This is a genomic window from Gammaproteobacteria bacterium (assembly GCA_011682695.1).
Classification (GTDB): domain Bacteria; phylum Actinomycetota; class Acidimicrobiia; order Spongiisociales; family UBA4744; genus BMS3Bbin01.
Window position 1 is genome coordinate 1 of the sequence record JAACED010000098.1, and the last position, 4740, is coordinate 4740.

The following is a 4740-nucleotide window of genomic DNA, read 5'->3' on the forward strand; positions in this document are numbered from 1 at the left end:
CCTTGGTAGTAGGAGGTACCACTATTGACTTCTATGCGTTGTGCGCGATGATTGGGTGTGACGGGCGGCTGGGGAACTCCCGGGTAGGGAACTCCCGGGAAAGGAGGAGATCATGAGACGAGTTCTGCTGATCTTGGTGGCCGTCGCGTTAGTAGCCGGGCTGCAAGCCCCCGTGGGGGCCACGCAGGCGAATGTGGGTGGCGATTGGGTACGAGTCACTGGGATCTTTGACATGGATGGAGTGGATTCGCGGGCAACGCGAAGTGTTGACGGGTACTTCGGAGCCCGGGAGTTCTACGTGCGGCTTGCGTCTCCCATTTCGGATGTCGCGGAGGAGTTCGCCTTCGACGGATCGTCTCTGAAGGCGGTCATCACTGATCCGAATGGCGCCAAGGGGACGGCGGAGGGGTTTGATTCCCTGTGGCTCGCTAATGCTATTGGGTGGCCCGATTCGATGTCGAAGCTGCTCTCAGGGCAAGTATCCAAGATGTCCATCTCATCTTCGGTCACGTACGGAGGCGTGCTAACGATCGACGCGGAACCGGTCGCGGAACCGGCCGGCTGGACATCTGCGTTTGGTCGAGAGTACGCGGCGGCTGAAGCGAGTGGGGGAATCACACTGTCCGAGGCTCGTTCCGATGGTGAGCCTATGGGAGCTGATGGGGAGCGGTACGCCGGAGTTCAGTCCATGACTGCCGGCTCGACCATCCGGGACGGGTGGATATACTCGATCTACGGCCTCGGAGGCGACCGCTGTGTGTACGAGTTCAGCTACCGAGACTTCTCCACCGCCTACTACTACGGGTCGTCGACGGCGTATGGCGACTGCTACACAGTGGGGGTGAGCCTCTATGGCGACAGCCAGGTCGCTTGGCCCTTCTATGGATACTGCTCGTGGACCATATGGTTTCTCGGCTTCTCTGGGAATCTCCCAACGAGAGCGTACGAGACGGGGACGTGGCCTAACCCCAACGTTGGAGAAGGTGATGGAGCATGCTCCAATCACGTTGGCTACGATGGCGACGGGTTCCAGATCGCTCCGTGGGATGGGCTCAACGCCGCGTCGCCATGAGTCGTAGGCCGCTGCTTTATCGCGTCGTGCATCCTCACTCCTGCGCGTAGTGACAGTGCTGGCCCCCTCAGCCTCCGAGGCATCGACCCGTCTCGGAGGCGGCCAGGTAGCAGAATTCACTGACCTGGCTGTTCAGCACGTGCGGAGTGGTGCGCGTACACACCATTGCGTAGGGTTCTTGCACCCACTTGGATCGAACCGAATTGACCGTGTCGAGAATGGCTCCTCTGTCATTGTGGTCGACTTAGAGGTTCTGGGCGGCCGATCCGGTCCGGTGGGGCCCTATCGAGAAGCCAACACCCGGCGAAGGTGGGTTCTTGTTAGGTGAGCGGCGTGATACGGCCCCATGTGGCACTGGCGATCCTGCCAAGAAACCGCCTACTCCTGGCCCGGACCGCTGGTGGGGCGCCGGATGAACCGCCACGGACGGCGAACAACGGTGAGACCCTCAGAGAATGAGAATGAAGGTGTCTACAACCTGCGGGGCGGACCGAGCATGCATCCGTTGGGAGAGGGAAGTGCAAGCGGAGAGCCACAGTGCCTCCGCCTGCCATTCGGACACCGTTGATAGTATCTGATTGGAGGTGTGGTTCATGAGTTCAGCCCGTTCTCTGGTCTCCGTCGTGGCCGTCGTGATGATCGGCATTGCCATCGTTGCTGCCGGCTGCGGTGCGAACCTGTCCGGCGAAGGCACTACGGCGGTCACCGTCGACATGACCGACGAGGCCCTGCGCCCGGTGTACCTGACGTGGATCAACATGCTTGGTCTCAACCAGGCAGACCCCGCCATTTGGAGAATCCGTCTCAGCGAAGCATGCACCCTGGGTGTCTGGAACAAGACGGTGGCCGTCGACCTCGCCACCAGATACATCGCCGAAGACGCTTCCGTTTCTGCCCGTATACCTGAGCTGGGGCCAGCACCGGTCGAAGACGCAGCCGACGCCTTGTGGCTCATGGCCCTCCAGGTCTGCAGAGACAGGTTCCCAGCCGGGACAACAATGGACGACCTACCATTTCCCAGTAAGAGTCCTAACAGATAGGGTCCGAGGTCTGGGCTCGGGACTGAGCGGCTTCCTGGATGCCCAACTCACACCGGTACGGTTCATTGGGTGTGCGGTTCGTCAACGAACTGGTCTGGCAGCAGATCTTTGCGGCCAGCGAGTTCGGGGATGCCGAAGCACGAGTGCCCATGAGAGAAGTGCTACTACAGCTGGCGTAGCAGCCACCCCGGCTGGTCGCGCTCAACCACGATCTGAAGCCTGTGATGGGGGCTCACGAACCCCGCAGCGTTGACCTCGTCAGGTACGTTTGCGCTACTCGCAGCCATGGACGCCTCCCGGGGTGGTGCTTCGGTGTGTGAATCGCCGACTTTGTGTGGGGACGGTCGTAGCGGTTTCGGCTCGTTGTGTCCGGTGGGTCGTCGGCTGTGTTGGCTCGTGAATCGCCTGCCGCCTTCGCGTTGGCTCTCCCAGGGTGTGCCTCCCGGCCGGCGATCGGCTGCGGTCTCGCTCAACAGAAGCGTGACACCGTTGTGGTTCGATCCATCAACGCCTCGTGGCGCACCGGCGAGTTCGCAATGATCAGCACGGCGGGTCCGAAGAAGAACCGCATTGGCGCAGCCCATCTTCCTTCCAACGCGGCCCGTCGGCATCTGGCAGCGAGGTCAGCGGCGGTGGTGTAGCAGACCCGGTAGCCGGCGTCGACTACAGCGTGTCCGAGGGCGATCGCGAGCATGGTCTTGCCGACGCCGGGCGGCCCGATAAACAGGACGTTGGCGGCGTCGGCGAGGAAACCACAGGTCGCTAGTTCGCGATCATCGCTTCGTCGGCTGTGGGCTGAGCGGTGAAGTCGAAGTCTGCGACGGCCCGGTTCAGCCAGAACGGCAGCACCTCCCTACACACTTGGGCCGCGCCTGGGCCACGGGAGAACCGAAGACGACGCGAAACGACACGAACTGCTGGAAGCCAAAACAGCAATGTTTATGGGGGTATTCGGCGGATCGGCCCACGGCGCATAAACGCCCGGAGGGGACTTCGGATCCCCGTGCTCGCTCAATGTTGGGAGACTTGGACGAGTCGTCTACATCTCGACTTCTAGAGGGCGAGCGTTCGTCTCCGCCTTGGCCAGGGCCTGGGTTGGTGCCGCCAGGGGAGAGGATTGGCATCTTCTTCCGAAAGGTGTCACCCGAAGCACCGCTCGCCGAAGGCGTGTACCTGAGGCTCGATGGTCCCGACTTCCAGCCCGAACTGCCGGTTGAGACGGTGGGAGAGCCAATCGCCAGCCACCGGGAAACCCGGCTGCAGACTGTCCCGTATCCTGTCGTGCGCGAATTCATTCTTCAACATGTGGCTGTTGCGCCTACCGGCCGACCGCACAACAGTGGTCGGTTTGCGATGCTCGGATTGCGCCCCTTCTGTCCGAGGTCGGCATTATCCTGGAATGGTTGGACCGAATGGAGCCGAGATGAGTCATTCCGACGATGACATGATGGTCCCGGATAAGCGGGCAGCCGGGATCGCGGGGATCAGTCGGCAGCGGCTCCGCTATTGGGAGAAGACCGATCTGATCAAGCCCGACATCGAACGGGAGATCAGCTCGCGCAATGTGGTGCGCCTGTACTCGCTGTCGCGCCTTGTTGAGCTGGTTGTTGCGTCGGAGCTGCGGCACCAGGGGGTGTCCCTGCAGCACATCCGACGGATCATCGACTATCTACGGCAACGGGGTTACGCATCCCCTCTACGAGAGGTGCGTTTCGCTCTGTCAGGGGAGAGGGTGCTTTTCCAGCACGGGGACGGAACGTGGGAGGATTCGCGCCGTCCCTTCCAGGGGGTGATGTGGCAGGTGATCGACCTCCAGGCAATCCGCTCCCGGGTTCAGGGACGTCTACGGCGCAGCGCTGCGCACGCTGGTGTGGTCGAGAAGCGCCGCAAGGTTCAGGCATCCAAGCTGGTCTTTCGTGGGACAAGGGTGCCCGTTGAGGCAGTAAGACGCTACCTGGATGCTGGCAAGACCACGCAGGAGATCCTGGATGCTTTTCCAAGCCTGACCGAGGACGACATCCAGGCGACGAAGGCGAGTTCGTCATCGGTCGCGTAGATGCGCTTCGTACTGGATGAGGACGTCGATGCCCAAGCGGTCGGTTCGTTTCTCCGCCAGTCTGGACATGAATGTTGGAGCGTTGTCGATGCGGGCCTTGGTGGGGCAGACGACGACGCGGTCGCTGCCTATGCCGATGATCGCAACGCAGTTCTGATCACCCACGATGCGGATGCGACACGCCGGCGCCGCAAATTCACGTTCGGTCGCCATGTCTTCCTCAGGTGCCATCAGCTTGAAGCCGTCGAGCTGCTCGAGATGCACATGGAGGACCTGGTCTCCCAGTTGCAGCGTCACCATATCGGTGTGTTCGATGTGAGGCGGACAGGTGTCGCGTATCACCCACCTCGCTACGAAACTGACTGAGCGTAGGCCCAGGCGAGAGACCGGCGGCCCGGTTTGGTCCGCATTTGGTCCGCGAGAGGATCGGAAACACCGCGAAACGGTGAGAACTGTTGCACGACAAAACCGCAGGTCAAGCAGCATTTGTGGCCGTTCGCCCTGGTAGCCCAAACCCCCCGATTCTGACTACGGATCAGAAGGTTGGGGGTTCGAGTCCCTCCGGGCGTGCT

General features: G+C 61.7%; 5 protein-coding genes and 1 pseudogene. 5 read left to right on the forward strand and 1 reads right to left on the reverse strand.

The window, feature by feature from the left end:
* Window positions 1-112 precede the first annotated feature (112 nt).
* The 3 genes from GWP04_12120 to GWP04_12130 all read left to right on the forward strand — a co-directional run bounded on the left by GWP04_12120 (window position 113) and on the right by GWP04_12130 (window position 2291).
* Window positions 113-1072 carry a hypothetical protein gene (locus GWP04_12120; protein NIA26292.1) on the forward strand — a complete coding sequence of 320 codons (960 nt, stop codon included), beginning with the start codon at window positions 113-115 and terminating at the stop codon, window positions 1070-1072.
* A 593-nt stretch (window positions 1073-1665) separates the two neighbouring features.
* Window positions 1666-2112 carry a hypothetical protein gene (locus GWP04_12125; GenBank protein ID NIA26293.1) on the forward strand — a complete coding sequence of 149 codons (447 nt, stop codon included), beginning with the start codon at window positions 1666-1668 and terminating at the stop codon, window positions 2110-2112.
* Between the two features lie 38 nt (window positions 2113-2150).
* Window positions 2151-2291, forward strand: a complete 141-nt coding sequence (locus GWP04_12130; GenBank protein NIA26294.1) for a hypothetical protein — start codon at window positions 2151-2153, stop codon at window positions 2289-2291.
* Between the two features lie 290 nt (window positions 2292-2581).
* Here GWP04_12130 and GWP04_12135 read toward each other — a convergent pair.
* Window positions 2582-2889: pseudogene (locus tag GWP04_12135) on the reverse strand (ATP-binding protein).
* A 646-nt stretch (window positions 2890-3535) separates the two neighbouring features.
* On the opposite strand from GWP04_12135, the gene GWP04_12140 reads away from it, so the two are divergent.
* Together GWP04_12140 and GWP04_12145 are read left to right on the forward strand one after the other, a co-directional pair.
* Window positions 3536-4168: a DUF433 domain-containing protein gene (locus GWP04_12140; protein NIA26295.1), complete on the forward strand. Its 633-nt coding sequence runs from the start codon at window positions 3536-3538 to the stop codon at window positions 4166-4168.
* Window positions 4169-4534: a hypothetical protein gene (locus GWP04_12145; protein NIA26296.1), complete on the forward strand. Its 366-nt coding sequence runs from the start codon at window positions 4169-4171 to the stop codon at window positions 4532-4534.
* Window positions 4535-4740: the final 206 nt, after the last annotated feature.